This is a genomic window from Roseobacter cerffii, from assembly GCF_054226325.1.
Genome location: NZ_JBTBYJ010000002.1, coordinates 22,179 through 47,320 on the forward strand (window position 1 = coordinate 22,179; position 25,142 = coordinate 47,320).

Consider the following 25,142-nt stretch of genomic DNA (forward strand, 5'->3'; position numbering starts at 1 on the left):
ATGTATGATGTCTTTGTCGTCGGCGGTGGACCTTCGGGGGCGACCGCGGCGTTGGATCTGGTGAACTCGGGGCACAAGGTGGCGCTCTTGGACCGAGATGGGCGCATCAAGCCCTGTGGTGGGGCGATTCCACCGCGGCTGATGCAGGATTTCGACATCCGAGACGAGCAGCTCGTCGCAAAGGTGAACACGGCGCGGATGATCTCGCCCACGGGGAGGCATGTGGATATCCCCATCGAGAACGGCTTTGTCGGCATGGTGGATCGCAAGGATTTCGACCCGTTCCTGCGTGCCCGCGCGGCGGCGGCGGGGGCCACGGCGCTGACGGGGACCTTTTTGCGGATTGAGCGCGAGGGCATCCGCACCTTTGTCGTCTACCGCGAGAAGGCAACGGGTGAAGAACGGCGGGTTCAGACGAAGCTGGTGATCGGCGCGGATGGCGCGCGCTCCAAGGTGGGGCGGGCTGAGGTGCCGGGCGGCGACAAGATTCCTTATGTGCTGGCCTACCATGAGATCATCAAGGCGCCGGGCAAATCGGATGTTTACGATCCGGTGCGTTGTGATGTGATCTATGACGGAGACATTTCGCCCGATTTCTACGGCTGGATTTTCCCGCATGGAGACAGCGCAAGTGTTGGGATGGGCACAGAGGTCTCTTCGGTCGACTTGAAGCAGGCCACAGCGGCGTTGCGCGAGGCGGCCGGGCTCAGCGACTGCGAGACGCTGCGCAAAGAAGGGGCGCCGATACCACTCAAACCGCTGGACCGTTGGGACAATGGCAATGACGTCGTTCTGGCAGGTGACGCGGCGGGAGTTGTGGCACCGTCCTCTGGCGAGGGCATTTATTACGCAATGGTGGGCGGCAGGGTGGCTGCAACCGCCTGTGCCGCCACGCTGGCCTCGGGCCGGATGCGCGATCTGCGTCTGGCACGCAGCCTCTTCATGAAGGAGCACAAGATGGTTTTCCGCGTGCTCGGCTCCATGCAGAATGCCTACTACCGCAATGATGATCGGCGGGAGCGGTTTGTCTCGCTGTGCCATGACATCGACGTACAGCGCCTGACCTTCGAGGCCTATATGAACAAGAAGCTGGTCCGCGCGCGGCCGCTGGCGCACCTGAAAATCGGATTGAAGAACCTTGCACATCTGAGCGGTCTTGTGGCACCGACGCGTGTATGACGATCATGATCCCGGCCTGGGTCGACGGCAAACTGACACCGGTGGAAAAGCTTGAGGCGCATGTGAAAGGCCTGCGCCACAAGGCTGTGTCGGTGTTTGTCATGCGGGGCGATGAGGTGTTGCTGCAGCAGCGGGCGATGAGCAAGTACCACACGCCGGGGCTTTGGGCGAACACCTGCTGCACGCATCCCGAATGGGACGAAGACCCGCTCGATTGCGCGGTACGGCGGCTGCGGGAAGAGATCGGGGTGACGGGTTTGGTGCCGGAACACCGCCATCATCTGGAGTATCGCGCAGATGTGGGTGGTGGCCTGACCGAGCATGAGGTTGTGGATGTCTTCGTGGCGGGGACCCCTGAAAGGTTGAAGATTACGCTCAACCCGGATGAGGTCATGGCGGTTTCATGGATGAGATTTGACGATCTGCGTCGCGAAGTCGAGGAAACGCCGGAACGTTTCACTCCGTGGTTGAGGATTTACCTGCGCGAGCACGGCGATGTGATCTTTGGAACTCTGATAAACGCATAGGTGGACCACTTCGATCACGGCTGAGTTCATTGCTCGCAATCTCATGTATTGGTTTGGGTCGTTAGGGGATCGAAAACCACCCATCTTGATGACGTAAGTATCAGAGCAAATATGGATAGATGTGAGCAGCACAAGATCGCTGACGTCAGGCAAATAACCCTCCCCTAATCAAAGCCAACTGCTTTGAACAATACTGGGCTAATGCTCATCAGGCTCAGGTGTAGGATCGAGCTGAGCAGTTTCAGACGCATTTTTCCAGATATCACGATGAAGCGATTGGTCAAAAGCGACAAGAATTGCAAGTAGTAGAGCGGCAGAAGGACGAGGGCAAAAACCCCGCCATTTCCCAATCTGGACCGAGGACTTGTAGCGCAATCCTGTTGACCTGCTCCCCTTTGAGTCCGCCAATCTGGGTTAGCTCTGTTCAGGTTTTGCTCCTCTTTTCACTGGTTAGCATATTGGTATGGCGTCGGGCCAGCGAGGTTGGAATAAGGCCGGTTGTTATTGAAGTCGGTGCGGCAAGTCGCGATCAGGTTTCTAGCATGACGCAAGCTGTCAAACAGATGTTCATTCAAGCATGCGTCCGTTGAAGCTTTCGATGAACCCGTCCTGCATTGGTTTGCCTGAGGCAATGTAGTGCCAGTCGACCTTGCGATCCTCCTGCCACTTCGGTATTGCGTTACTGGTCAGTTCGGTTCCATCGTTGCTAAGCAGCCTGATCTGATTGGTCCGATTTGATTGTTAGTGCATGATTGGGCTGGTTTCCATTGGGATGATGATTTCTGGAGCTGGTGGGCGATAGCCCAATGCGCTATGTGGTCTCTTAGTATTGTAGGGTTTACCCCATTGCTCGATCAGGATCTGAGCCTCGCGCAGGCTGTAGAAGACTTCGCCGTTGAGCAGTTCATCCCGCATCCGCCCGTTGAAGCTTTCGCAATATCCGTTCTCCCAAGGTGATCCTGGCTCGATGTAAGTGGTCTTCGCTCGGACGGCGGCGATCCAATCCCGAACCGCTTGTGCAACGAACTCAGGGCCATTGTCCGAGCGGATGAAGGTGGGAGTTCCCCGCAGGACGAACAGGTCGGTAAGAACATCGATCACGTATGTCGAGTTCAGCTTGCGCTTCACCTTGATCGCCAGGCACTCACGGCTGTGCTCATCCAGAATGTTCAGTGTTCGGAATGCCTTTCCGTTATCGGTTCGACAATGAACGAAGTCATAGCTCCAGACATGGTTTCGATACTCAGGCCGCAGCCTGACGCACGATCCGTCATTCAACCAGAGCCGCCTCCTTGAGGATCAGCTTGTCCAGCGTCAGATCCGATACAGCGCGCCTCAGCTGTTCGTTCTCCTTCTGGAGACGCTTCAGTTCCTTCAATTGACCGACGCTCATTCCACCATACTGCTTGCGCCACCGGCAATACGTCTGTTCGACAAGGCCGATCTGGCGGATCGCATCAAGACGGCACATCCCTTGCCCCATCAGCACCTCAACTTGCCGTAACTTCGAGACAATCTCTTCCGGCTTTGGCCGCTTGTTTGCCATTCTTCGTCCTCCGTTTCCTAAGCATAGCGGTGGACCTATTCAGTTGGATAGGTTCAACCATGCACGGCATTCGCAGCGGCACAATCGAACTGGCGGTGCCAACGATTGACCATGCAATCTTTGCCGAGGTGATCCAGGGATTTTCGGATTCCGTGGGGCAGCGTGGGTTCACGATCATTCTGACCTCGCATGGTTACGATCTGGAGCGGGAGTATGCGATCCTGAGGAAGTTTCACGAGCATCGCGTGGACGGGGTTGCGTTGATCGGGCTGGACCATTCGGCGGAGACCACCAACCTGATCGACCAGCAGCAGATACCAGCGATTTCGATCTGGAACTATGACGCGACCTCGCCGACCTCCTGCGCAGGTGCCTTGGCGGCACAGCATCTGATCGATCTGGGGCACCGGGAGATCGGGGTGGTTTTTCCGCCAATGCCGGACAATGACTGGGCGCGGGGGCGGCTTTCCGGCGTGCTTGAAGTGCTTGATCAATAATGTGCGGCCCGGCGACGTGGGTTCGATGTGCCGGGGCGTATCTCGATCAACGGGATCGGTGATTTCAAGGGATCGAAGGAGATGGAGCGGGGTCTGACAACCGTTCGGCTGCCGGCGCGGCGGATCGGGCATCTGGCGGGGCAGCAACTGGCACAGTCCATTGTCGGCGACCGGACCGAGGTGCGCCGCGAGGATTGCGAAATCGCGCTGTTCGTGTGGGGGACCCGCAGCCCGGTTTTGTGACGGGCCCTTTTCAGGCCTTGACGATATGCGCAGCGGTCTCGCGATAGACCCCGCGGCTGTCGATGATTAGCGGTGCCTCGGCCCGGATCAGATCATAGTCGAACCGGTCATGATCCGTCGTCAGCACCACCGCGTCGAGGTTTTGGAGGGCGTCGGCGGTCAGCTCGGTGCTGGAGAGGTCGAACTGGTGGTTTCGCATGCGCGGGAACACAGGCACATGGGGGTCTGAGTAGAGCACCACACCGCCGCCATCGCGGATCAGCTCCATCACCTGTACTGAGGGAGATTCGCGCATGTCATCCACGTTTTTCTTGTAGGCGATGCCCAGAACCATAACTTTTGCGCCCTTCAGCGCTCTGCCGCGGGTGTTTAGGGCGCTCACAAGTTTGCCAAGCACGTAGGTGGGCATGGCCTGATTGATTTCACCCGACAGCTCGATGAACCGCGTGTGCAGCCCGTATTCCCGTGCCTTCCAGGTCAGGTAGAAGGGGTCGATGGGGATGCAATGGCCCCCCAGACCGGGACCGGGGTAGTAGGGTGTGAAGCCGAAGGGTTTGGTGGCCGCGGCGTCGATCACCTCGAAGATATCGATGCCCATGCGGTCGGCGACGACCTTCATTTCGTTCACCAGTCCGATGTTGACGGCGCGGTGAATGTTTTCGAGCAGCTTCGTCATTTCGGCTGTTTTGGTGGAGCTCACCGGCACGACGATGTCGATCGCCGCTTCGTAAAGAGCGATGCCCGCCTCGAGGCAGGGCGCCGTGTGCCCGCCGACGACCTTGGGAATGGAATGTGTTGAGAAATTGGCGTTGCCGGGGTCTTCGCGTTCCGGGGAATATACAAGGAAGATGTCCTTGCCCACGACAAGCCCGCCCTTTGTGAACCGGGGCAGGACCTCTTCTTCGGTGGTGCCAGGATAGGTGGTGCTTTCCAGCGCGATCACCTGCCCCGGCCGCAAGAACGGGGAAAGGGTGTCGCAGGTGTTAGTGACAAAGCTCAGGTCAGGCTCGCGGTGCTTGTTCAGAGGGGTCGGCACGCAGATGATGATGGCGTCGACCTCGGAGATGCGCGCGAAGTCGGTCGTGCAGGACATGCCCGCGGCGTTGGCGGCGGCGACGTCCTCATCGGCGATATGTTCAATGGCGGAATGCCCGGCATTGAGGTTGCTGACCATCTCGGGATCGATGTCGAATCCCAGCACACCAAAGCCGATCTGCGAATAGCGCAAGGCCACGGGCTGGCCGACGTAGCCCATGCCGACAATGCCGATAGTGGCGGTCTTACCCTTCAGTTTTTCGAGCAGCATGTGTTTCATCTTGGTCTTTCGGTGGGGTGGACCCCGGGGTTGTTTTCTTGGGGGTAGCAAAAGGAGCCGGGTCTTTGATCTCGTTGACCCGCAGATATCTGTTTGAACGATGATCGGCAAATCGCAAGGTCTTGTGTCTTGGTGAGGAGAGGATAAACAGCGCACGTGATCGATCTGTCTGGTCTCACCGACAACCCACCCAACACCATCCCGATGACGCAACCACGTCCCGATCTCTCGAAGCCGAAGATTTGGCTGCGGCATTAAGGCCTGCTATCAACCTTGCCACTCCACGGCCATTTTGGCACATAGGGATAAATTTCTCCGCCAAATCAGCATATCGAGAAAGATGCCATTGATATGAAAAAACGCGTCATGATTGTCGGTTCGGGCTTTCGCGGTTTTTGCGACGCCCTGCACCTCCTCGATAATGATGATCTCGAACTTCACATTCTCGATAGTGCGCCGTTTTTCGGCGGTGTCATGCACTCTTTAGACATTCACGGATTTGCGGTCGATAAGGGCGTTCATATCTTCGACTCGATCCCGGTGTCGCTCGCCGATGTTGTTACTGACATCATGGATGGTCAGGTCCATGAGATTGATTTCGTGTCCGCATCTGCCTTCAACAGCAAAGTCACTCCCGGCTTTTCTTTGCCTGACCTTGCCTCAATCGATGACGAGTCGGTGAAAGAACGGATACGAGAAGAGCTGCTGCAACTGGCGCAAAATGTGCCGACCGAAGCACCGGGTACGCTGAGCGATCTGTTTGCACAGCGCTACGGACGAACAGCAGGCGATATCTTTGCCTCGATTTTCAAGAAGGTATATGGGATCACCGCTGGCGAGGTGGAGGCGACTGCAATTGCGCAAACATCCATGGGGCGGCTCAAGTTTCTTGATGACTTGGATATGCTAGACCTGAAGAAAGACCCATTCCTTGATACTGTACTGGCTGCCCGTCGCAAGGCTGTAGGCAAAGTTGACGATCTCGTTTCGATCTATCCCAGCGACGGGGACGCGATGAAGGGATGGTGCAACCGTGCCGTAACCTGGCTCGAGAAAAAAGGCGTAACGATCACGCTTGGTAAGAAGATCACCAAGATCGTCGAGACCGACCAGGCAGTTACGGTACACACTGAAAACGAAACCTTTGAAGTCGACACCCTGATCTGGTCCAACGACAGCCTGCGGGCGCTTGGGTCTGCCCTCGATTTGCCGGGAGATGTCGATGGCAAGCAATACGGCACTCCGATGTTGTTTGCGACATTGCTGACGCAGGCCGACAAAGTGCGTGACTTCACTTATCTGCAAAATTTTGACCCCGACCAACTGACATACCGAAGTGCCGCCGCAGGTCGGTTCAGCCATCAGGTTCGGGATGACGGTGTGTCATTCGTGACCTGTGAATGTCCGGCGGAAGTTGGCAGCGCGCATTGGAATGACCCGGATAGCCTCGCCACCGATGTCTGGGCCGAGATAAAAGAACTGGGGGTTGTCGACTCCGATGCGGACTTGGTCGCTGCTGATGTGAAGCGTATTCCTGTGTCCTTCAAGCTGGCAAAGCTGGGGTACGCGGATGCATTCAAGAAATTCCACGGGGATGTTTCGTCTCAGCACGACAAGGTGATTTTGAGGGATGTCGTGCCGTTTTTCAGACGTGATATCTATCTGGATTCGGCGCATCTTTCCAATTTGATCACCTGAGAAACATGGCACGGCCCAAACGCATCTTGCTGATTTCTCTTGGTAGCATTGGTCGCCGACATTTACGCAACATTCAGACCCTGATACCTGAGGCGACGCTGTGCGTCTGGCGCCATAAGCCCGGCTCGTTGCCGCAAGAAGCGGACGGGGTTGAGATGGCATATTCCCTTGCGAATGCTTTGGCTTTTTTGCCAGACGCGGTTCTGGTATCGTCGCCGGCCTCGATGCATGCAGCACAATGTGTACCCTTTGCGGAGCGCGGTTTGCCGATCTTTGTCGAAAAACCCCTAGAAATCTCCGCAGATGCCTTGCCGCCGCTGGAAGCAGCTTTGGCAAAGGGGAACGGGCTGTTGTTCGTCGGCTATGTTCTGCGCTTCCAGCCGATCCTTGGCTTTCTGCGCCATAGCATTCACGAAGGGCTGGTAGGTGAGGTCAGAACGGCCCAGATCTCGACGGGACAGTATCTGCCAGACTGGCGTCCTGACAGTGACTATCGTGATGGCGTGAGCGCACAGTCGAAACTGGGCGGGGGGGTCTTGCTGGAATTGAGCCACGAACTCGACTATGCGAGGTGGCTGTTTGGGCATCCGGCCACGATAACCGCGGAAACCGGCCACATCAGCGCGCTGGATATTGACGTCGAAGATCAGGCTACAATCATCTATGGCTATCCGGACCGGCAGGTTACAATCAGTATCGATTTTCTGCAGCGTGTTCCGGCCATGACGCTGAAGGTTGTAGGGGCAGAAGCGACCCTGTATGCGGATTTGATCGAGGAGACAGCGGAGTTGCGCACTCCCGAAGGTCGACAGGTTTTGGACGTCCCGAAGATGGAAACTGGAAATGATATGTATCTCAGACAATTTGATGCGTTCCTAGGCCATGCGTTTGATGACTACGTCTTCCAGTCTGAGGCCAGCGCGAAGGCTGGTTTTGCGACTTTTGGTGAGGCGAAAGCGGTTCTGGATCTGGTTGACGCCGCACGCATGTCGGCCAGAACTGGCCAGCGGATCCAAGTCTGATGCGCACCGATTACACCGCTTTCATATTTTGCCGGGGCGGTTCCAAAGGCATCAAGGACAAAAACATACGCCCGGTCGGTGGAAAGCCGCTTCTGGCATGGGCCGTCGAAAGCGCGCTGGCATCAAGCTATGTCTCGAGGGTGGTTGTTTCCACCGATAGCACCGCAATATCAGATGTTGCATACGCGGCCGGGGCGGAGGTGCTGGCGCGTCCGGCAGAACTTGCGACGGATCAGGCTTCAGAACTGCTTGCCTGGCGGCATGCCATCAATGCGGAGCGGGCGCGTCTCGAGGGCGTTTTCATCTCGCTCCCGGCGACATCCCCATTGCGCAGCCCGGCGGATATCGATGCGGCCATGGAGGAGTTCAACCGTGGTCGGAGCGATATCGTCTTTGGCGTCAGTCCGAGCCATCGGTCACCGTATCTGAACATGGTCACCCGGGATGCAGAGGGGTCGATTTCGCTTGTAAATCCCGGCCTGAATGCGGTGCGGCGACAGGATGTTCCAGACGTCTATGACATCACGACCTGTGTCTACATTGGCGCTGTGTCATACATCGACAGCTGCTCGAGCCTAATGTCCGGCAAGGTCGGGTCGGTCGAGATTCCGGCCCACCGCGCGCTTGATATCGACACGCCATTCGATTTGCATCTTGCCGATCTGTTGCTGTCCAGCCCATTTGAGGAATCATCATGACAAAACCGATGCAGGACCAAGTGGTATTGATCACAGGTGGCGGTGGTCACATTGGCCGCGCGACGGGCGCTGCTCTGGCAGAGATGGGATGCCATCTTGCAATTCTTGACAGAGCCAGCGCGGACGTTGATGCGTTCTGCACTCAGATCCGGGCGGAATACGGTGTAAACGCGGTGCTGATCGAAGCCGATCTGAGAGCAAAATCCTGTTTTGTTGAGGTTGTGCAGCAGGTTGGCGATCAATTTGGCAGGCTTGATGGTCTGGTCAATAACGCCGCTTTCTATGACGATATGCCCGGTTGGGGTGTGCCTTTTGATGAAGAGGGTTACGAGGCCTGGCTGGCGGTGATGCAGGTCAATCTGCTAGCCCCGTTTTTTCTGAGCCAAAAGCTGGCGCCGCTCCTCAGGGGAAATGGCGTTGGGGCTATCGTCAACGTCGCTTCAATTTATGGGTTGGTCGGGCCGGATCACGGACTTTACACGGGGACAGTGATGACAAATCCAGCTGCTTATGCGGCGTCAAAAGGGGGGCTTATTGCCCTAAGCCGATGGCTTTCGACGGTCCTGGCACCCGACATCCGCGTCAACACCGTGACGCCCGGAGGCGTGGAGCGGGGACAAAACCCGGAATTCCTTGCCCGCTACGAAGCCAAGACGCCGTTGGGGCGGATGGCAAATGAGGGTGATGTGGCGTATGCTATCAAAGCTCTGCTTGACCCTCGGGCCAGCTACATCACCGGTCAGAACCTGATCGTCGATGGCGGCTGGACGGCCTGGTAGGACGAGAAGATAGCCCCGATGCATTTTGCGCAAATGTACCATCACTTTCACGATGACACCCATCCTGTTGGGCAGGGGTCGATTTCCGCTCAAACGTTTGATGACCTGATTTGCTGTACCAAGCGCCTTGGTGTCCAGTATCTCGATCCGCAGGACTATATTAAACGCGCGCTCGACGGCACGCTTGAGGACAATCAAACCGCACTGACCTTTGACGACAGCCTGAGATGCCAGTTCGACGTGGCGCTGCCGGTCATGAAGGCCCATGATCTCCGGGGTTTTTTCTTTTGCTACACCAATCTCGCGCTGCCAAACGTGACGACCTTGGAGTTCTTCAGGGATTTTCGAAATGTATTCTTTGATGATATCGAAGCCTTTTACTCGGCTTTCTTTAGCGCAGTGCGCGCGAATGACGATGGCCTGCTTGATCCTGCGCATGATGCCATCAAGACCGGTTTTCTTGGAGACTGCCCTTTCTTTACCTATAACGACAAGGTCTATCGCTACGTACGCGATTACGTGCTTGGTCCAAAGGACTACGACAAAGTGATGAAGTCGATGATGGCCGCCACAGGTTATCCTTTCGCGGAGCGTGCCGCATTGCTGCTGATGAGCCCGGAGATGATTCACGAGTTGAACGCGACGGGCCACGAAGTCGGCCTGCACAGTCATTCACACCCTATGGTGATGACCCAATTGACCAAAGAAGAGCAGACCTGGGAGTACCAGACCAACCATGAGGTTCTGCAGATGCAAACGGGCCAAGCCGCGGTGAGCATGTCACATCCTTGCGGCCACTACGATGAGCGCACGCTCAAAATACTTCGTGATCTTGGGGTGACCGTCGGCTTCCGATCCACAATCACCAAGCGCCAAATCGTCTCGCCTCTGGAAATACCGCGGGAAGATCACGCCAATCTGGTGAGGGATTTGCTTTGAAGGTCACTCTGTTCACCTCAAATCAAACCCGACACCTACATTTGATCAGAGGCTTACAGGAGGTTACGGATGATCTTCATGTGGTAATGGAGACACTGTCGGTCTTCCCAGGAAAAGTGCAGGATTTCTATAACAAATCCGAGCCGATGCAGCGCTATTTCTCGCGTGTTTTGGCGGCCGAGGAGAAGGTATTTTCAACGTCGAGCCATAATTTGAGAAACATCAATCTCGTTCCTCTGAAATCGGGTGACCTGAACCATATGTCGCGTGAGCAATTTGGTTCTGCTCTGGACGCAGATTTATTCATTGTGTTCGGAGGCAGTTGGATCAGGGGGTGGTTGATTGATTTCCTGATGTCAAAACGCACGGTGAATCTGCACATGGGTATGTCGCCTTGGTATCGGGGAGCGGCCTGCAACTTCTGGGCCTGCAAAGATGGTAATCCCCAATACGTGGGTGCGACGCTTCACCTGCTTTCGAAAGGCCTTGATACGGGCGGCATGCTTTACCATGTTCGTCCAGAGCCCAGACTCTATGGTGATAGCTTCGAATTCACCATGGCATCGGTGCGTAGCGCGCATGACGTCATTCTCGAAAAAGTCCGCGATGGTAGTCTTTTGTCGGTAAGTCCGGTTGAGCAAGATCGTGGCCGGGAAATCCGCTATTCGCGTAACGCCGAGTTTACCGATGAGATTGCGCAAAACTGGCTGGATCATGAACCGACCCCCGAAGATATACGCGACGCCGTACTGCATGCGGATGATGGCAATTTTACCCGGCTGCATATTCGCTAAGCCGAGACTGCCTCGTCCAATCTTGCCATGATCAGCGCTGCGATTGCCTCGGAAGCGTGTTGTCGCGGGAAATGCCGGTCGATGTTCGCCAAGACCTCAGCGGCTGCCGCCTTGTCGGACACCGCATTTTGTATGACGGCCGACAACTGATCCATGTGCGGGACGCCCCAGGCTGTTCCAAGTGCGGTGAGTGGCATGTCAGGGTGTCGCTCCGGTTCGAGCTGAATAAGTCTTTGGCGCAAAATAACGGTTTCGAGCGCCACAGTGGATGACCTTGCGATAACAGCGTCCACATTTCGCAGCAGATCATGCAGCGCGTCCTGCCGAGCAATGAAGCATCCGGATCGTTCCGAAGCCACCTGCTCATGTGGACCAGGATCTTGCGAGGGATGCGGGCGAAGTGCCAGATTGACATTGGCCGCGTCGGCGGCCTTCGCACAAGTTTGCAGTTGATCAAAAACCTGCTCTTCGCTTTGCCGATGACTGGTATTTGTCCCGGCATTCACCCATGAAACCATGTCGGCGAACAGCACCATTGGGCGTTCATCGGCATCCGGAAACTGTTTTCCAAGCCAACGCGGGTCGGGCTGTGCAGGTATCTCGAAAAGCGAGTCAAAGGCCGGGTTTCCAGTGAAATGCGATTCTGATTTGGTCGGATCTACAATTCCAATGCGTGCCAAATTCTCCATCGCAAAAGCGTTGAGATAGGTAATGTCTTGCGCCTGGTTGCGGTGATGTTTCATGGCAATGAAAACATCGGTCATCGAGATGGTCTTCAGGCCCCGTTTGTTGGCGGCTTCGATTGCGGCGGCCTCAGCACGTGGGGAGTTTGTTGCTATAACGACCTTTGGTTCAACAATATCCAAGACACGGTCCAACACGCCAACAGGATGAAAAGCATGTCTTCCCATTGCTTTCATCTTCTTTTCTGCTGCCTCAAAGCCAAGACGTGTGACCAGATCTGAAAAGCTCAGCCCAAGATAGGCAACGGATTGTTCACGTGGAATGCCGCTGTGATCGGCATGGTGCTCCTTTGCAAGCTGCTCCCCCCATTTCAGCGCATCACAGTCGCTCTTGGGATCGATGACATCATTGCAAGTCAAGGTCGGGATACCAGCCATGTTGAGATGCTTGAGGGCTGATGGCAGCCCAAAAACAGAGATTTTGATACGATCTCTCAGTGCCTGGATGACCGGAATGACCATTTGAGCATGGCCGCCGCCATATGTGACAAAAAGAACTTCTGCTGGAGTGGGTTGGGCCATAGGTCGGGATGTGACGTAATGACGGGAAGCTGTCAATCCACACGCAGTACTCATAATCCCGTTGCGACGCTTCATCGTCTGGACTACGACAATCCAGTGATTTTGGAGTTCCACGCCTCGTCATCATCGTCGCTATTGGCGGGCAAGATCAACTAGGGAGATGTCGGATTGGTCCTTGGCGAGGTCATTCTGCTAGAGGAGCGTGATGTATTGAAACACGGGTGTGGATCATTGGCGGGTTCTGCCTGATGAACCGGCGCATTGCATTCGTCACGACCGCGCGCAGTGACTATAACACCATGTTTCCTGTCATGCGAATGGCGCAGGAGGATCCCGATATCGACGCGCGTATCCTCTGCGCAGCCATGCATCTTGTGCCCGCTTTCGGAGAAACCTGGCGCCAGTTAGAGAGTGACGGGCTGCGGATTGCCGAGAAGGTCGACTTCCTCTCAGAGAGTGATTGCGCGGCTGATTTTGCCTTGGGCCTCGGCAAGGGGGTTGCCGCGTTTACAGAGGCGTTGAGCAGACAGCGTCCGGATATTGTCTGCGTCTCCGGGGATCGCCTGGAGAACCTGTCTCTTTTTGTGGCGGCGACAACACTTGGTATTCCCATCGCGCATATGTGCGGTGGGGATATCACCGAAGGGGCGCTCGACAATCAGGTTCGACATGTAATGACCAAGCTGGCGCATTTGCATTTCGTTTCGATGCCGGAGCACGCCCGCCGGGTCATCCAGATGGGCGAGGAGCCATGGCGGGTCACTTTAACAGGGGACGCCGCGATTGACGTTATTCTTGAGCAACCTCAGATGTCGCGCAGAGACCTTACCGAGCTGATCGGATTGGATGATGACACCTCCTTTTGCTTGTCGACATACCATCCGCAGACCCTGGGCGACGCCACCGCTGAACAGCAGTACGCCTGTCTGTTGGAAGCCCTGACCGATGTGCCTGAGCGACCGGTTATGATGCGGCCGAACATTGATCCCGGGTTCCAACCGCTCGTCGATATGCTGGAGCGTTTCCGGACCCGGAGGACGGATGCGATTGTGCGCACGTCATTTGATCGCACTGAGTTTTATGGTTTGATGGCGCATGCTGTGTATATGGTTGGTAACTCATCCTCTGGTTTGTGGGAAGCCCCGAGCTTCGAATTACCTGCTGTCAATGTTGGCGAGCGTCAGAATGGGCGCGTCAGAGGTAAGAACGTTATCGATGTGACAGGTCTTGATGCGGCGGAAATGCGGTCTGCCTTGGCAACGGCGCGGTCGTCGGAGTTCCACTGTACGTTGCGTGGCATGAAGAACCCCTATGGGGATGGCACCGCTTCGCGACTGACATTGGACACTTTGAAGGCCGTTCCCTTGGATACGGCACTAACGCTCAAGAAGTTCCACGAGATTGATTTTGATCCGCTTTCTCTAGGTTTGGGCCTGAGTATTCAGAGGGGAACATGATGGACGCCATCTGGGAAGAACTGCATGCGAGCCGTCCTTGGGGTAAATACCCAGCTGAGCCGTTGATCCGTACCGTCATGCGTGCATACCAGACGCCTGAAAGCCGCGCGAACACGCGCGTGCTTGAACTGGGGTGCGGTGCCGGGGCAAATCTGAGCTTTTTCCTAGCGGAAGGATTTCAGACGCATGGTCTTGATGGGGCACCCAGTGCCATAACAAATGCAGAAGATCGGTTGCGACCACTGGTGACCGAAGGTCAGACCTTTGAGCTGGTAGTCAGCACGTTCGAGGACATTGAAGCCAAGGCCGGCAGTTTCGATCTGATCGTCGATCATTTCGCGGTCTATGCCAACTCACTCGCAGTAATTGTAGAGACATATGCAAAAGTGCGCGAGATGTTGGTCGATGGGGGTCGATTTTATGCCTGCGTCTGGGGATCAGAGACAAGTGGTGCGGACAGCGGGAAGCGATTGGAAGCCGGTACATCGGAAAATCCGACAGCAGGTCCTTGCAAGGACATGGGCGTGTCGCATTTCTTTTCCCGGCCTGAAATTGAGGAGATGTTCCGGGGCTGGGCGGATTTGCAGATAACCCGGAGGGTCACGGAAGAGGCAGGCGGCGATCACATCGAAGAGTTCGTCATCTGGGCCAAGAAGTAAGCGATGCAATCCGACCCCATACTCCAAAGCGCTCTGAGCATTCTCGATCAAGGCAACGGCCTGGCAAAGCGGCGAGCGGAAGGGCAGCCCCTCGTCAGCACGCGGGAGGGATCGCCGATTATTGATCCTGCAGTAATCGAGGCGCTTCGTTCCGGATTGGAACCTGATCAACAGATGCAGCGGGCCTTGATCTTCGCGCTTGATTTGCTGGCGGCAGGGGAGCCGGATAACCTGCGGAACACGGTTAACTCGGAGATACAAAGAGTAGCTGGCAAACTTCGGCAGAGATACGCGCGCGCCTTCAAAAGCTCCGCCTATGCCGTCAGCGCTTAGGCGGGCTTTCTCGCAACGAAGAAAAGCTGCCCCTGAGTCAGATCGCTGCTGATCGCACCGGTGACGTAATCGGTAGCCTTGGACTCATCAATAAGGAAACCGGCAGTGGTCAGCAGGTCTCGCATTTCAGCAGGCGTGAAGAAGTGGCCGGATGCGGGGTAGTCCACGCCGTCGATGGCCCAGTTGAACTGGACATCCCCGCGGGAGTAGTCGGGCCGGAGGGTATCGATGATCCGCCGCCCGAGCACCTTCAGCCTTCCGTATCCAACGTAGTGACGGTTGTTAACGTCGATAAAGAGCCGCCCGCCAGCGCACAGCAAGCTGTTTAAATCTGCCAGGAGTTTGCGGCGCCCATCTGTGTCCGGAACGTGCCCCAGCACATTCCAAAGACACAGGATAGTATTGATGGGGGGCAAGTCGTCAGACCAGTTCGCTTCGAGAGCTTGAAAGACTTCTTTTGCAACCCCGACGCTTTGGCACCGCGTGATCATTTCTGCGCTAACGTCCGCCTGATAGAATTCCTCTGGGTTGATCCGCGCTGCCAGGCCGGCGCCGCGGACACCGTCACCCGCGCCATAGTCCAGAACCACGCCTGCTTGCCCGTCCAGGGCATCACAAATCATCTCATCGACAGCGTTGATGTATGCCGATTTAGTTTCACTGTAGGATCGGTACTTCTGCGCAAAAGCATCATAGATTGTCGCGGCGCTCATTTCCGGTTTTTGGGCATTGGTCATAAATCTGACCACTGGAAAGGCGCATCGGTTTCTTTGTCGACCTTCAACGCCCGCCCCAGAACTTTATCAAGATCGAAAGGCTCGATGCCGTTCAGGGGCCGTTTGAAAGCGAGGTCTGCTTCGGTCACCACATGGCCAGCGGGAAGGGAATGGCGTGCCACGATACTTTTCCGGATCAGAGGAAGCTGTGGAAGTTCGGACGGCACCGGCACCTTCACGCCATTTCCCAAAGCGGCCCGCGCGCCCGTCATGCCAACGATCATGTCGGACAACTCATCAGGTTCGATAGAAGCCCGGTGATCCGGCCCGTCCATGTTCCGGTCCATCGTAAAGTGCTTTTCCACCGCGCAAGCGCCCAAGGCGGCGGCGGTAATCGGCGCGACAATCCCCCGAGTGTGATCTGAATACCCGACAGGATATCCAAATGCCCGGGCCATTGTTTCCATTGATCGCAGATTGACCTCATTCAACGGCGCTGGATATTCTGACACGCAATGCAGAAGGACCAGATCCGGTGTTGTTTTCGCTTCTTCGATGACGCGAACGGCTGCCGCGACTTCTTCCAGCGTACTTGCGCCGGTTGACAAGATCATACTGGCGCCGCTTTGTGCGATCTCGGCCAGAAAGGGATGATGCGTGACCTCCGATGAGGCGATCTTGATGGATTGAACGCCAAGCCCGTTCAAAAGAAAGTCAAGGCTCTTGCTTTCGAAAGCGGTGCAGAGAAATGGCATTTGCAGACCGCGACAGAAGTCGCGCATCGTTTTGAGCTGGTCGTGCGACAGCTCAAGCGCCTTAGCCATTTCCAACTGGCCTACGTCCGCGCCAGTCGTATCTTTCTGATAACTTGCCTTTTCGGCGTGAATGGAAATCTCTTCCTCTGAGATAAAGGCCTGAAATTTGACAACATCGCCGCCACGCTTGGCGATTTCGCGCACCATCGTCCGGGCCAGATCGAGATCACCATTATGATTGACACCAATCTCAATGATCGAAACTGCCTTTTCGGTTGTCGCAAAGTCGATCGTGGTGCTGCCAAAGTTCATATCGGACCCTTCATGTCTGCAGACGATATCGTGGAAAGAAGCTGGTTTCGCGCGGTTGGCCCAGAATATCGGTCTCGCGTTGCTTGGCTGCGCTGGTCAATGCGGCATAGGCTTTCTTATCAAGAATACGCTGAGTACTGAACAGCGGTTTTGTCTGACCGGAAAACGCCCGCTTAAAGGTGAAGAGCGCATCCTCACCGTCGGTTCGACCGCCGCCGAAGTGAAACCAGCGGTAGCCGGCATTTTTGGCCCATATCAAGCTGTCCAAGAGGAGCAGGGGCGTGGCGTTCAGGGATTTTGCGCCAGGTTCGGAACAGGAGAAATGATAGTAGGCGGTATCATACATGTGAATGTGAAAGACTGAGGCGACGATTTCGCCATCTTTCTCTGCGTGGAATAGGCTGACGTGATCGTGCCCGAGAGCATCCCGGCAGTTTTGAAAGTACGTTCTCGGGAAATGCCAGAAGGCGCGGGCGTCAACCGTTTCCATGGTGGCTAGATATCGAGTGTGATAGGCATCAAAGTCTGCCTCGCTGAGATCGGACATCCTGACGATTAAGCCCGACTTTCGCGCCGCAAGGGCGGCCTTGCGTTGTCTTTCTTCGATGCGCGCCCAGATCTGTTCAAGAGGCTTTGAAAGGTCGACCACGACGACCTCCTTGCGGTAGTCGATGGGTTGTTCGGCCCCGATCAGCGGTTTTTGGTCTTTGGCTGACAATGGGTGCAGCAGACAGAACTCGCTGACGACGCCAAGACGTCTTGCGTATTCTGTGAATGCGTCATCGAAATCGAGCAGGTCCTGTTGTTTTGGCGCGCCAATGGCAAGCGGCCCACCATACCCGTAGACCGATGACAGGTCGAGGAGGTCCGTTCCCGGTATCGCCTTTGACATGAAGGGTTTGAAGAGTGTGCAACCCGACGTCTGCCATCCAAAAAGATGCGCGATCTGATCTGGATAGGTGCGTTCGTAGATGTTCAGATAGTCAGGATGGAAATGGATGTCTTGCAATCGTGGCGGCAGGGTCTGGAGGAGATCAAGCCAGCGTTTGCGGTCATCACTGTCAGTTGAAAGATGGAATGCGGTCATTTTGCTCAGGCGTTCGATCCGGCGACATCATTTTTGATCGCGGTGTTACTTCTTTGCCAGCCCAAGTGCAATTGGTCGCGGTTCCAGGGTTACTTCAGCCTTCCGCCACAGTGGCCGGTTTTCCAAACACGTGATGTTGCGCAGCGATGCCGGCAAGCAGACAGGCGGGGATCAGAGCCAGCGAGAGCGCTGAGTAACCAAACATTCCAACGCTAATCGAGACCAGCAGGACAACCCAAATCGAGATCTCAAACTGTCGCCGAAAAATTTGACGCAGCAGGAAGGCCAAAAGGGCCCCCATCAGACAGAATATTGGAAGTTTGATGGACAGGATGTCCAAGTCTAGAAAAAACGTTCCGAATCCGTGGCCCGCCATGCCTTTCCAGCCCATCATACCTCCTCCATAGTACGTCAGGTTTTTAATCAGCATGGCCGCAAGGTCAAAATAGTAAAGCAGAGCGCAAAATACCAAAGGGATCAGTTTTTCAAGCCGTTCTGAAATGCTGGACGCCTGAGCGGCGGCACAGGCGCTTAGCACGACAAGCGCTGCAAATGCTGAGAAAAAAGTACCACTGGAAACCGACGTAAGAAACAACCCAAGCGCGGAACAAAGAGCTACTAGATACGGTGATTTCGGTGCCGTGGTCAGGTGGCTGGCCAGTAACATGGCATAACCGCAGTATGCGAATAGCAGCCGTCCATCCATTGCAGCAAGGATACCGATGACCGGCAGGATGGCGAGAAGCCCCGTCGAATGCATCGCTTGACCGCTGCGCTCGACCACAATTTTTGCAACTGACCACATCGTAATGGCTGCCAGCAGTGGGACGACACCGGTGAATACGGTGTGTGCGCTGATATTGAATTGAGCGCCCAGCGAAAAAAGAGGATAGCTCAAGAAATACCGCAAACGATGTGCCGATGGTCGCTTGCTTTCGGCGCGGGCGAGGTCATCAGGATCGCTTGTCGGCGGCAGATGCCAGTTGGTGATGGTCCACCCGTGATCCCAGAGATAGACTACCTGGCTCCAAAGTGAGGCCTGGTGGAGGCCGCTTATCACGGCGGCGCCGAACATCAGAAGCGTGATTGCGGCAACACTGTTTGGAGAAATCCGGGGGCTAGACTTTAGCATAAAATTCTCACTTAAATTGAATGTTTACTAAGCATTCCCCTTAGGGCTGTCCAGCCCTTACTTGTTTTGAACTTCCAGGTGTTTCCACCCAATTCAGGTTGCCCCTGACCTGGATGCCGTCTACTCTTTTGCAAAAGAGCTGATGACCCTTAGACAGCACACTAAAAATACTCTTAAAATCCCGTGCGGTGCCGCTGCGATATTGCTGCAGTGGATGGCGATGCCTATTCTGGGAAATCTATCGGGACTCCTTTTTCTCATACTGGTACCGCTACGAAGGATGAGAAACGGACCCGTAGTGTCCGAGTTGCGAGCGTTTTTCGCTATCTCGTCCGCTTACACTGCTTACATCATCACCAGGTCGCTGGCTGCCGGTCCAAACGCGAAGGAGCCGATCGGCGACACCCTGCCGCTGATATTGACCGCTGGTCTTGCATTTTGGGCGATGCGCCAGCCCGTGCGACTTGACATGGGATGGCTGTTTCGTGGAACAACGCTGATGTCTTTGCTGGTTTTTTTGCTCGCCGTATTTGAACGTGTCGTTCTCGGAGTTTGGCGGCCAGAGCTCCTGCTTGGAAATCCGCTCAACCTGACCCCGCTCTTGTTGGTGCCATGTATGTTGGTGACGATGACGCAATTCGCGCCATCTCCAAAGTGGGTTTGGCTTGGCCTCCTGAGCTTCTTTCTCGGAGGTTACGTGATTGGGGGTCTGTCACAATCACGCGGCTTGTTCCTCGGACTTGGTGTGCTGGTCATGATACGGATCACATTCGAAATGCTGTCTCCGGTTGATTTGCGGGCAAAGCTTAAAACCAGCCTCTCGATACTGGCAACAATGGGCTTGCTGGCTATGGTCGTCGCGTTTGACCCAAGTGTATCAAACCGATACGTCGCGGCGGCGCAAACACTTGCCAAGCCCGCAGGCGAGGTTGAGTGGTCAACAGGCTTGAGAGTGACAATGTTTAAAGAGGGTTGGCGTACTTTTCTGGAAAGACCCTTCTTCGGTCACGGCCCGCAGAATCGCTTTGATGCGGTTTTCCCCGATGTTTCATCGCTTCCGATCCGTTTGTCTCATCTGCACAACGACTTCCTGACGCATGGCGTCGCGGGTGGTCTGGTCGCTGTGGTTCTGCTGTTTCTGATCCTTGCTGTACCAGCTTGGGCGGGCTGTCGTAACTCCGCTGGCCTCGATGCAGCTGTTGCCCACGCGCGTCGGCAGATTGGTGTGCTGACAAGCTGTGCATTTGTTGGTGTCGCGGTGGTCAATAACGTATTTTTCGTTTCGATTTCGGCGTTTACCACAGCACTCTCGTTGGTTTCCGTCCTGTTGATCTTGGCGGCTCTTCGCCAGTCGACAGGGCGGACAGCGCCAGCAAGATCGATTGCGCTTGAAGAACGAAACGATTAGGTGTGTTACCTCAAGTTGATTTGGATTTTCTCATGTCGCTTCAACAGCACATCCTGCTTCCTGGTGCGACCTTGCGTCAGGCCCTGACGGCTTTGGAAGACTGCTCGGTCAAGCTGTGTGTGGTCGTGGATGACGACCGGCGTATCCTGCGGACCATCACAGATGGCGACATTCGGCGTGCGCTATTGCAAGGCGCTGATCTGGAAGCTGTCGTGACTGCGCTGCCGGGGCGCGCCCCGGTTACCATGCCCGCGGGCGCACAGAAGTCTGAACTAGTGGCAGAGTTGAACGCACAGAACATTGATGTGATTGTACTCACGGACAATGACGGGCGCGTCGTCGATCTCGCAGACCGCACCAGTCTGACAAAGACGTTGTTTCTCTCGCCGCCTCATATGGGTGAGGCCGAGGCGGTTTATGTGCAACTTGCTTTTGACGAGAACTTTGTCGCACCTGCTGGATCGAACCTGACGGCGTTCGAAGCGGCGCTCTGCGAGGTGTCGGGGCGCGCGCACGCTTTGGCCGTTTCGTCCGGGACAGCCGGTCTGCATCTCGCACTGCGCGTCTTGGATATCGCGCCCGGTGATAGGGTTTATGTGTCGGATTTGACCTTTGTTGCTTCCGTTCAACCCATTCTCTACGAACAGGCGATCCCAGTCTTGATAGATGCCGAGCCGGTCGGTTGGAACATGTCTCCTGAGGCGTTACGCCGTGCTTTGGCGCGTGATGCGGTCGCCGGCACGCTGCCGAAAGCAATCATCGTTGTGCACCTATACGGGCAATCCGCTGATATGGCAGGCATCATGGCGCTGGCCGATGCGTATGACATTCCGGTGATTGAGGACGCAGCAGAAAGCCTGGGTGCCACCTTTGGCAACAAGGCCTCCGGTGCGCACGGGTTGCTAAGCGTCTATTCCTTTAATGGAAACAAGATTATCACAACTTCTGGTGGTGGAGCACTGGTCTCGGATCGCGCTGATCTCATTGCTCGGGCGCAGAAACTCGCAACCCAGGGACGGGAGCCGGCTGATCACTATCAGCACTCAGAGATTGCATATAACTATCGGATGTCGAATGTGCTCGCCGGAATTGGCCGGGGTCAGTTGGAAGTGCTTGCTGAGCGTGTGGCGGCTCGGCGCGCGGTGCACGATAGATATGCTTCCGGTTTGGGTGATGTTCCAGGTCTCGGATTCCAAGCTGAGCTGCCGGGTGCAATCGGCAACCGCTGGCTAACCGTAATCACCCTCGATCCCGATCTCATTTCGATGCATGCCTATCAACTGATGCGCGCGCTGCGCGCCAGTGGGATCGAGACGCGGCCGTCTTGGAAACCCATGCAGATGCAGCCGCTGTTGCGGGGGGCCCAATTTGAGCCCCATTCCGAGGATGAAGCGATCAGCATTGGTTTGTTTTTGCGATCGCTTTGCCTGCCATCGGGGTCGGCCATGACGCAAGCAGAACAGGATGGCGTAATCTCCGCCATTCGGCACACGCTGACGCATGAGGCCGCGGCATGAGTGATAGCATCAGTTTTGGGGCCGCGCAGGCCAGACTGTTGTCCTTGCTCGATGACGCGACGCGCAGATCGGCGTCTGAAAGTAAATGCGGCGTTGCGCTGACTGGAGTGGCGGAAGATATGGCGGTTCTTGGCTTTATGAGCCTTTATCGCTCCGAACCGGTTCGCTGCTATGCAGTTTCGAGCGACATCAAAGCACGCGCCGCAGCCATTCGTTTCGGCGCATTGCATCAGACTTGCCCAGAGCAGCACAGCTCCGCCAAGCACCATGTGCCGGATTTGGTCGCTCTGGCGCGGAAGGATGGCATTTCCTTGATCACGGGCCGCGAAGATACAGCTGTCGCGACCCCGTTTACGGCGCCCGAGATCCAAGCCCTGTGGAAGACGTTACCGACGAGGATCAATAGGGCTGATCTCATCCGTGCAGCCCTCGTGCCACTCTTAGGTACCGCTCTTTGCGCCGAGATCGCTGCACAATGAAACGACCTCCTGTTGTTCCCGACACTACCCAACTATGGGGCACGTTCGCCCGCATCTGTAAAAAGGAGGGCCGATGATGTATGATCCCGTTCTGCAAGGTATAACCTCGCAGGATCGCGCTGCGATGCTTGATGACCTTGGCGTGCCGTCAACAGATACTCTTTTTGCACCGATACCGCCTAAATTCCGGCTAGAAGGTGCTCTCGACATACCACAAGCGCAGTCAGAATGGCAGCTGACGCGCGACATGCGAGCAAAAGCGCAGCAAAACATAACCTGCCTTGATGCTGTCAGCTTTCTTGGCGCTGGGGTTTATGATCACCATGTGCCCGCTGTGCTGGACGCGATTGCGGCGCGCGGGGAATTTCTGACCGCCTATACGCCTTATCAGCCTGAGATGAGTCAGGGCTTGCTGGCCGCCCTCAATGATTTCACGACCAAAGTCGCTGCTGCGACGGGTTTGCCGGTTGTCACCTCGTCGCATTACGATGGCGCAACCGCGCTTGCTGAGGCGGCCTGGATGGCCGTGCAGGCCACCGGTCGCAAAGCCATTGCGGTATCACCTTACCTGTTGCCGCAATACCGCGCCGTTCTCGAAACCTACTGCTGGGCGCGTTCGGTTGAAATACATGACCTGCCCGCGGACCCGTCCTGCGGTCGGGTGCGCGCGGACTGCGCGGCGGGGCAGGTGGCTGCGATCCTACTGCAAACCCCCAACGGCCTTGGCGTTCTTGAGGATCAGGCTGGGTTTTCTGATCTGGCCCATGACAACGGTGCGCTGCTGATCGGGGCGATGCACCCGTTTATTCCTTTCTTGCGCGGCGCAGGCGCCGTCAGAGGATACGATGTGCTGGCGCTGGAAGGGCAACCCTTGGGTCTGCACATGTTCGCCGGCGGTGCCCATCTCGGTATCCTTGCTTGCACGGATGCACTGCGTCGCTACACACCGGGTCGGCTGATCGGCAAGGTCAGCGATATCAATGGCCGATCCGCTTTAGCACTTGTTTTCGAAGATCGCGAACAGCATGTTGCGCGCGACCGGGCAACGTCGAATATCTGCTCGAACCAGGCTCTGAACGCGTTGCGCGCCGGGGCCTACATTGCTCTGTTGGGCCGGGAGGGAATTGCAGCGCGTGGGCGCGGAGCCGCAAATTCAGCCTTGGCCCTCCAAGCAGCCCTGGCCGAGATCCCGGGCGTGGTGCTGCCAATCGATGGTCCTGTGTTCAATGAGTTTGTGGTGGAGTTCGATACGCCGGATACTTGTTTGCAGGTTCTGGACACCCTGAACAGGCGGGGAATTTTTGCCGGTGTAAGTTTTGTGGATCACGCGGGGCTGACACGATCGCAGCTTCTTGTGGCTTTGACCGAGACAAAAACTCCTGAGCATTTGCGGGCCTATGTTGAAGGCGTTTGCGCCGCCGTCGACACAGCCTCGGGGACCGCTTTGACCGCGCTGGAGGAGACGCTGCACGCTCAGCAAGGAACCCCGGTCCTTTCGGAAACCACCCATCCCGATCTTCAGCCGGTTCCCGAGATTGGTTTGGTCCGGCGTTACACCAACTACAGTCGCAAGAATTTTGGTGTTGATACAGGGTCCTATCCGTTGGGTTCCTGCACGATGAAGTACAATCCAAAGCGAAACGACCTGCTCACGGAGCAGTCAGGGTTTCAGGCGCTGCACCCCTTCCAGCCAGAGGGGACGATGGATGGGCTGGTGGCGATCTACAACGAGCTGAAGTCAGACATCGCTGCTTTGATCGGCATGGATGGTATCGACCTGACCCCGGCGGCTGGTGCCCATGGCGAGCTCAAGGGGCTGTTGATCGCCCGCAGATATTTTGAAGATCGCGGCGAACATCAACGCTGTGAGGTGATCATTCCCGACAGTGCCCACGGCACCAATCCTGCCAGCGCGACGATGGTTGGTTTCACTTGCCGCATCGTTCCGACCCGACCCGATGGGCTGATGGATATTGACGCCTTCCGGGCGGTATTGTCGGACCGGACCGCCGTCGTTATGACGACGAACCCGTCCACTTTCGGTGTGTTCGAGGAAGAGATTGGCGATCTGATTGAAGCCGCTCACACCGCCGGCGCGCTGCTTTACTATGACGGCGCCAATATGAACGCCCTCATGGGCCATACCACGCCAGGTCTTATGGGTTTTGATATTGCGCACATCAACGTGCACAAGACGCTCTCGACACCACACGGCGGCGGTGGTCCAGGGGCAGGACCCATCGGTGTGAAGGCCCCATTGGCCAAATATCTTTCTCCGGGCCTGAGCGATCCACGCGCCGCCGATCCGTTGCGGGCCAAGTTGTTTCATGGGCATATTTCTGTTTTGCTGCGTGCTTATGCATACATCCGGTCGCTGGGCCCGGAGGGTTTGAAACAGGCATCAGCCGACGCCGTTCTGAATGCAAATTACTTGATGCGGGCTCTGGCGCCAGTCATTCCGCCGATTTTTGATCGCCCTTGCATGCATGAAGCGCTGTTAGATGGCAGCAAGCTGCCGATCACAACGCTGGACCTCGCCAAACGGATGATTGATTTCGATGTGCACCCGCCGACGCTTGTCGGCGCGGGCTGCGTTTACTATGGCGAGAATATGACGCAAGCAATGTTGTTTGAGCCGACGGAAACCGAAAGCAAGGCGGATCTCGACAATCTCGTGGCCGTCATCACCGAGATACTGACCGAAGCGCATGAAGACACAAGCGTCGCCGAGAACGCACCTCACTTCAGCCCTGTCTCTCGGCTGATTGTATAAAGATAAGGACTA

23 protein-coding genes and 2 pseudogenes are annotated in these 25,142 nt (G+C 56.1%); 17 read left to right on the plus strand and 8 right to left on the minus strand.

The window, feature by feature from the left end:
• Complete coding sequence (locus ACVC7O_RS21125) at nt 1–1,179, plus strand: geranylgeranyl diphosphate reductase (RefSeq protein WP_458326220.1); 1,179 nt, start codon at nt 1–3, stop codon at nt 1,177–1,179.
• Nucleotides 1,176–1,706 (plus strand): isopentenyl-diphosphate delta-isomerase, encoded by a 531-nt coding sequence (gene idi, locus ACVC7O_RS21130; RefSeq protein WP_458326221.1) that lies wholly within the window; start codon nt 1,176–1,178, stop codon nt 1,704–1,706. Before ACVC7O_RS21125 ends, idi begins: the two co-directional genes overlap by 4 nt.
• A gap of 443 nt (nt 1,707–2,149) precedes the next feature.
• Here idi and ACVC7O_RS21135 read toward each other — a convergent pair.
• Both ACVC7O_RS21135 and ACVC7O_RS21140 read right to left on the minus strand, forming a co-directional pair.
• Nucleotides 2,150–2,420: pseudogene (locus ACVC7O_RS21135) on the minus strand (integrase core domain-containing protein); the annotation flags it as partial.
• Nucleotides 2,421–2,447: 27 nt separating this feature from the next.
• Nucleotides 2,448–3,252, minus strand: a pseudogene (locus ACVC7O_RS21140) (IS3 family transposase).
• 59 nt (nt 3,253–3,311) lie between these two features.
• On the opposite strand from ACVC7O_RS21140, the gene ACVC7O_RS21145 reads away from it, so the two are divergent.
• Together ACVC7O_RS21145 and ACVC7O_RS21150 are read left to right on the plus strand one after the other, a co-directional pair.
• Nucleotides 3,312–3,749 (plus strand): hypothetical protein, encoded by a 438-nt coding sequence (locus ACVC7O_RS21145; protein WP_458326222.1) that lies wholly within the window; start codon nt 3,312–3,314, stop codon nt 3,747–3,749.
• A gap of 27 nt (nt 3,750–3,776) precedes the next feature.
• Nucleotides 3,777–3,992: a hypothetical protein gene (locus ACVC7O_RS21150; RefSeq protein ID WP_458326223.1), complete on the plus strand. Its 216-nt coding sequence runs from the start codon at nt 3,777–3,779 to the stop codon at nt 3,990–3,992.
• Between the two features lie 10 nt (nt 3,993–4,002).
• Here ACVC7O_RS21150 and ACVC7O_RS21155 read toward each other — a convergent pair whose 3' ends face one another.
• Entirely contained in the window at nt 4,003–5,307 is a 1,305-nt protein-coding gene (locus ACVC7O_RS21155) for a nucleotide sugar dehydrogenase (RefSeq protein WP_458326224.1), read from the minus strand.
• A gap of 351 nt (nt 5,308–5,658) precedes the next feature.
• Between ACVC7O_RS21155 and ACVC7O_RS21160 the strand changes: the two genes are divergently transcribed.
• From ACVC7O_RS21160 to ACVC7O_RS21185, 6 genes are read left to right on the plus strand one after another with little or no spacing between them, the layout of a single operon-like run.
• Nucleotides 5,659–7,005 carry an NAD(P)-binding protein gene (locus ACVC7O_RS21160; RefSeq protein WP_458326225.1) on the plus strand — a complete coding sequence of 449 codons (1,347 nt, stop codon included), beginning with the start codon at nt 5,659–5,661 and terminating at the stop codon, nt 7,003–7,005.
• A 5-nt stretch (nt 7,006–7,010) separates the two neighbouring features.
• Nucleotides 7,011–8,027 (plus strand): Gfo/Idh/MocA family protein, encoded by a 1,017-nt coding sequence (locus ACVC7O_RS21165; RefSeq protein ID WP_458326226.1) that lies wholly within the window; start codon nt 7,011–7,013, stop codon nt 8,025–8,027.
• Entirely contained in the window at nt 8,027–8,725 is a 699-nt protein-coding gene (locus ACVC7O_RS21170; protein ID WP_458326227.1) for an acylneuraminate cytidylyltransferase family protein, read from the plus strand. The genes ACVC7O_RS21165 and ACVC7O_RS21170 overlap by 1 nt, the downstream gene beginning before the upstream one ends.
• Nucleotides 8,722–9,504, plus strand: a complete 783-nt coding sequence (locus ACVC7O_RS21175; RefSeq protein ID WP_458326228.1) for an SDR family oxidoreductase — start codon at nt 8,722–8,724, stop codon at nt 9,502–9,504. The genes ACVC7O_RS21170 and ACVC7O_RS21175 overlap by 4 nt, the downstream gene beginning before the upstream one ends.
• A gap of 18 nt (nt 9,505–9,522) precedes the next feature.
• Nucleotides 9,523–10,443 carry a polysaccharide deacetylase family protein gene (locus ACVC7O_RS21180; protein WP_458326229.1) on the plus strand — a complete coding sequence of 307 codons (921 nt, stop codon included), beginning with the start codon at nt 9,523–9,525 and terminating at the stop codon, nt 10,441–10,443.
• Entirely contained in the window at nt 10,440–11,237 is a 798-nt protein-coding gene (locus ACVC7O_RS21185; RefSeq protein ID WP_458326230.1) for a formyltransferase family protein, read from the plus strand. The genes ACVC7O_RS21180 and ACVC7O_RS21185 overlap by 4 nt, the downstream gene beginning before the upstream one ends.
• Here ACVC7O_RS21185 and ACVC7O_RS21190 read toward each other — a convergent pair.
• Nucleotides 11,234–12,502, minus strand: a complete 1,269-nt coding sequence (locus tag ACVC7O_RS21190) for a hypothetical protein (protein WP_458326231.1) — start codon at nt 12,500–12,502, stop codon at nt 11,234–11,236. The two genes, ACVC7O_RS21185 and ACVC7O_RS21190, sit on opposite strands and share 4 nt — an antisense overlap.
• A gap of 248 nt (nt 12,503–12,750) precedes the next feature.
• On the opposite strand from ACVC7O_RS21190, the gene neuC reads away from it, so the two are divergent.
• Genes neuC through ACVC7O_RS21205 form a run of 3 tightly spaced genes read left to right on the plus strand, consistent with a single transcriptional unit; the run spans nt 12,751 to nt 14,951 of the window.
• Entirely contained in the window at nt 12,751–13,959 is a 1,209-nt protein-coding gene (gene neuC, locus ACVC7O_RS21195) for a UDP-N-acetylglucosamine 2-epimerase (RefSeq protein WP_458326232.1), read from the plus strand.
• Complete coding sequence (locus tag ACVC7O_RS21200; protein ID WP_458326233.1) at nt 13,956–14,618, plus strand: class I SAM-dependent methyltransferase; 663 nt, start codon at nt 13,956–13,958, stop codon at nt 14,616–14,618. Before neuC ends, ACVC7O_RS21200 begins: the two co-directional genes overlap by 4 nt.
• A 3-nt stretch (nt 14,619–14,621) precedes the next feature.
• On the plus strand, nt 14,622–14,951 hold the full coding sequence (locus ACVC7O_RS21205) for a hypothetical protein (protein ID WP_458326234.1): 330 nt from the start codon (nt 14,622–14,624) through the stop codon (nt 14,949–14,951).
• Here ACVC7O_RS21205 and ACVC7O_RS21210 read toward each other — a convergent pair.
• From ACVC7O_RS21210 to ACVC7O_RS21225, 4 genes are all read right to left on the minus strand, one after another.
• Nucleotides 14,948–15,688, minus strand: a complete 741-nt coding sequence (locus ACVC7O_RS21210) for a class I SAM-dependent methyltransferase (RefSeq protein WP_458326235.1) — start codon at nt 15,686–15,688, stop codon at nt 14,948–14,950. The two genes, ACVC7O_RS21205 and ACVC7O_RS21210, sit on opposite strands and share 4 nt — an antisense overlap.
• Entirely contained in the window at nt 15,685–16,734 is a 1,050-nt protein-coding gene (locus tag ACVC7O_RS21215) for an N-acetylneuraminate synthase family protein (RefSeq protein WP_458326236.1), read from the minus strand. Before ACVC7O_RS21215 ends, ACVC7O_RS21210 begins: the two co-directional genes overlap by 4 nt.
• Before the next feature lie 10 nt (nt 16,735–16,744).
• Complete coding sequence (locus ACVC7O_RS21220) at nt 16,745–17,821, minus strand: GNAT family N-acetyltransferase (RefSeq protein WP_458326237.1); 1,077 nt, start codon at nt 17,819–17,821, stop codon at nt 16,745–16,747.
• Between the two features lie 94 nt (nt 17,822–17,915).
• A complete protein-coding gene (locus tag ACVC7O_RS21225; RefSeq protein ID WP_458326238.1) occupies nt 17,916–18,953 on the minus strand; it encodes a hypothetical protein in 1,038 nt (345 codons plus the stop codon).
• A 298-nt stretch (nt 18,954–19,251) separates the two neighbouring features.
• On the opposite strand from ACVC7O_RS21225, the gene ACVC7O_RS21230 reads away from it, so the two are divergent.
• The 4 genes from ACVC7O_RS21230 (at nt 19,252) to gcvPB (ending at nt 25,130) form a co-directional block, all read left to right on the plus strand.
• Nucleotides 19,252–20,361 (plus strand): O-antigen ligase family protein, encoded by a 1,110-nt coding sequence (locus tag ACVC7O_RS21230; RefSeq protein WP_458326239.1) that lies wholly within the window; start codon nt 19,252–19,254, stop codon nt 20,359–20,361.
• Between the two features lie 2 nt (nt 20,362–20,363).
• Nucleotides 20,364–21,878, plus strand: a complete 1,515-nt coding sequence (locus ACVC7O_RS21235; protein WP_458326240.1) for a DegT/DnrJ/EryC1/StrS family aminotransferase — start codon at nt 20,364–20,366, stop codon at nt 21,876–21,878.
• Entirely contained in the window at nt 21,875–22,357 is a 483-nt protein-coding gene (locus ACVC7O_RS21240) for a hypothetical protein (protein WP_458326241.1), read from the plus strand. Before ACVC7O_RS21235 ends, ACVC7O_RS21240 begins: the two co-directional genes overlap by 4 nt.
• A 73-nt stretch (nt 22,358–22,430) precedes the next feature.
• Nucleotides 22,431–25,130: an aminomethyl-transferring glycine dehydrogenase subunit GcvPB gene (gene gcvPB / locus ACVC7O_RS21245; protein WP_458326242.1), complete on the plus strand. Its 2,700-nt coding sequence runs from the start codon at nt 22,431–22,433 to the stop codon at nt 25,128–25,130.
• The last annotated feature ends 12 nt before the right edge of the window (nt 25,131–25,142 follow it).